Here is a 3713-nt window from a genome sequence, read left to right on the forward strand (position 1 = left end):
GGCCAGCGAGGCGGCCAGCGGCTTCGCCGCGGTGCGGTCGTCGTCCTGCCCCGCGGCGGGCGCGTCCGCCGGGGGCAGTGTGGTGTCGGCGGGCCCGGGACCGAGGAGGGCCGCCGCCGTCGCCGGGGCCCCGGGCTCCGGTGCCGGACCGGGCGCGGGGAGCCGCCCGGCGTCGATGTCGCGGACGATCGACAGCAGCGCCTCGCGCAGGTCGGTGGCCGACTGCACCCGTTGCGCGGGGTCCTTGTGCAGGACGTGGGCCAGCAGCTCGTCGATCCGCTCGTCGACCGGGTCGCCGGTCTCGAGCTGCGGGATCGGGCTGTTGACGTGGCTGTTGATCATTTGGAAGTCGGTGCCGGCGTACGGCGCGTCCCCGGTGAGGACCGCCCACAGCAGGCAGCCCACGGAGTAGACGTCGCCACGCTCGTCGGCGGGGTGGCCGAAGTGCCGCTCGGGCGCCATGTACGCCGGGCTGCCCACCAGCGTCCCGGCCCGGGTCAGGCCCTCCCGGTCCGCGTTGCGGCCGTCCAGGGCGATGCCGAAGTCGGCGAGGTAGGGGATCAACCCCTCGGGGCGGCTCCACAGCAGGACGTTGCCGGGCTTGACGTCGCGGTGGATCACCCCGGCGGCGTGCGCGTCGGCGAGCGCCTCGCAGGTCTGCGCCACCAGCGTCAGCGCGGCGCGCCGGTCGAGCGGCCCGTGCTCGGCGAGCCAGTTGCGCAGGTCGCCGTCGGGGAAGAGCTCGGTGACGAAGTAGACGGTGTCGTCGTGCTCGCCGTACTCGTGGATGCCGACGATGTTGCGCGAGCGGATCCGCGCCAGCACCGAGGCCTCCCGCTCGAAGCGGGCGTGGAAGTCCTCCCGGTCGGGCAGCGAGGGGAGCACGATCTTGAGGGCGACCGAGCGGTTGAGGACCTTGTCGACGGCCTCGTAGACGACGCCCATCCCGCCGTGGCCGATGCGGCGCACGATGCGGTAGCGACCGTCGTACTCGTCGTCGACCTTCGGGTATCCCATGCCTGCCTCGTCCGGGCCCGGCGGCCCACCGCGGGGAGTTTACCGACCGGCGTGGTCGGTGAAACCCCTCGATCGGTCACGAGCGGGTCACGACCGCCGCGCGTACGTCGTGGTCCGCTCGAGCACCGGGCGGCCGATGCCCGCGCCGATCTCGACGAGCTCGGCGACCGTCTTCGCGGAGCCGTGCTCGGAGCCGGCCATCCGCGAGATGGTCTCCTCCATCAGGGTGCCGCCGAGGTCGTTGGCGCCGGACCGCAGCATGGTCCGGGTGCCCTCGACGCCGAGCTTGACCCAGCTGGTCTGGATGTTGTCGATGCGCCCGTGCAGCATGATCCGCGCCATCGCGTGCACCGCCCGGTTGTCACGGAGGGTGGGGCCGGGCCGGGCCACGCCCGCGAGGTAGATCGGTGCGGAGGTGTGCACGAACGGCAGCGGGACGAACTCGGTGAAGCCCGCACCACCCGCCTCGCGCGCGGTGTCCTGCAGGCCGGCGAGCAGCCGCAGGTGCCCGACCCAGTGCCGCGGGTGGTCGACGTGGCCGTACATCATCGTGGAGGTGGTGGGGATCCCGACCCGGTGCGCGGTGCTGACCACCTCGACCCAGGTGCGGGTGGGGAGCTTGCCCTTGGTGAGGACCCACCGCACCTCGTCGTCGAGGATCTCCGCCGCGGTCCCGGGGATCGACCCGAGCCCGGCCTCGCGCGCCTTGATGAGGAAGTCCTCGGTGCTCAGCCCGGTCCGGGCGGTGCCGTTGACGATCTCCATGGGGGAGAAGGCGTGCACGTGCATCTCCGGCACCCGCTGCTTGACCGCCGTGACGAGGTCGAAGTAGGCCGTCGCCGGTAGCTCGGGGTCGATCCCGCCCTGCATGCAGACCTCGGTCGCGCCGAGCTCCCACGCCTCCTCGGCTCGGTCGGCGACCTGGTCGAGGGAGAGGGAGAAGGCGTCGGCGTCGGTGCGTCGCTGGGCGAAGGCGCAGAACCGGCAGCCGACGTAGCAGACGTTGGTGAAGTTGATGTTCCGGTTGACCACGTAGGTCACGTCGTCGCCGACGACCTGGCGGCGGAGGTCGTCGGCCAGCCGGCAGACCTCCTCGAGCAGGTCGCCCTCCGCGGTCATCAGCGTCAGCGCGTGCTCCTCCGCGAGCCCGCCGGGGTCGGCCTCGGCGGCCGCGAGGGCCTCCCGTCCCTCGGCGTGCAGCACCGCCGGGGTGCCGGTGGCCGAGGCGGCGTCGCGCACCGAGTCCCAGTCGCCGTAGACGTCGGCGAAGTCCGAGCGCCGGTCCTCGCTGCGCCCCTCCGTGTCGACGGCCGTGTGGAGGTCGGTGCGGCCGGTGCTGCGCAGCGACTCCGCGCCGCCGTCCGGCTCCTGCCACGGCAGCCCGGTGGGCCGTACGCCGGGGCGCGCCAGGCCGGCCCGCGGTCCGGCGCGCTCGGCGAGCGCGGCGACGTGGCCGGCGATGCGGGGGTCCAGCCAGGGGCTGCCCTCGTCGAGGGCCTGCCGCACGTACTCGGGGTGCACGGTGAGCCGCGCGGCCAGCTCGAAGCCGCTCTCGGCGGTGAGCGCGCGCAGCCGCTCCAGGGACGGCCACGGCCGCTCGGGGTTGACGTGGTCGGGGGTGAGCGGGGAGACCCCGCCCCAGTCGTCGACACCGGCGTCGAGCAGCGCGCGACACTCCGCCGAGCCCTGCGCGTGGTCGACCAGGTTCGGCGGCGCCTGCACCCGGGCGCGGGGGCCGAGGACGATCCGGGTGACCGCGATGGCGGCGCGGTACTCGGCCAGCCCGAGGTCGTCGACGTGGCGCATCGCGGTGTCGGGCTTCGCGCGGAAGTTCTGGACGATCACCTCCTGCACGTGGCCGTAGGCGCGGGCGTTCGCCCGGAGGGCGAAGATGGTCTCGGCGCGCTCGGCGAGCGTCTCGCCGATCCCCACGAGCAGGCCGGTCGTGAAGGGGATGGAGAGCCGCCCGGCGTCCTCGAGCACGCGCAGGCGGACGGCGGGATCCTTGTCGGGCGACCCGAAGTGGGCCAGGCCCTTGGTCTCGTGCAGGCGGCGCGAGGTGGTCTCGAGCATCATGCCCATCGAGGGCGAGACCGGCTTGAGCCGGTTCATCTCCTCCCAGCTCATCACGCCGGGGTTGAGGTGCGGCAGCAGGCCGGTCTCCTCCAGCACCCGCACCGCCATCGCCCGCACGTAGGCCAGCGTCGAGTCGTACCCCTGCTCGTCCAACCACTCCCGAGCCTCCGGCCAGCGGTCCTCCGGCCGGTCGCCGAGGGTGAAGAGGGCCTCGAGGCAGCCGAGCCGGGCGCCGTCGGCGGCGATCGCCAGGATCTCGTCGGGCGAGAGGTACGGCGCGCGCCCCTCCCGCGCCGCCTGACCCGGCGTCTCGACGAACGTGCAGTAGTGGCACCGGTCGCGGCACAGGCGCGTCACCGGGATGAAGACCTTGGGGGAGTACGTCACGAGGGGGCGCCCGTCGACCACCCGGCCGGCGGCGACGAGCCCCGCGTCGCGCACCTTCGCGGCGGCGGCGCAGAGCCGGTCGAGCTCCTCGCCGGTCGCCGCGAGCAGCGCCTCGGCCTCGCCGACGTCGAGCGCGGGGGGGGGGGGGGGGGGGGGGCGGGGGGGGGGGGGGGGGGGGGGGGGGGGGGGGGGGGGGGGGGGGTGGGGGGGCGCCGGGGGGGGGGGGGGGCGGG

The 3713-nt window shown here is 74.8% G+C and carries 2 protein-coding genes; both read right to left on the reverse strand.

Annotation, left to right across the window (positions count from 1 at the left end):
- Positions 1-1017 (reverse strand): serine/threonine-protein kinase (locus ACSMHG_RS19435; RefSeq protein ID WP_435748221.1); only part of this gene is annotated, 1017 nt, incomplete at its 3' end.
- An 87-nt stretch (positions 1018-1104) separates the two neighbouring features.
- Positions 1105-3713 (reverse strand): bifunctional FO biosynthesis protein CofGH (locus ACSMHG_RS19440; RefSeq protein WP_435748223.1); only part of this gene is annotated, 2609 nt, incomplete at its 5' end.

Origin of the sequence: Nocardioides ureilyticus (genome assembly GCF_051280745.1) — a bacterium.
Classification (GTDB): domain Bacteria; phylum Actinomycetota; class Actinomycetes; order Propionibacteriales; family Nocardioidaceae; genus Nocardioides.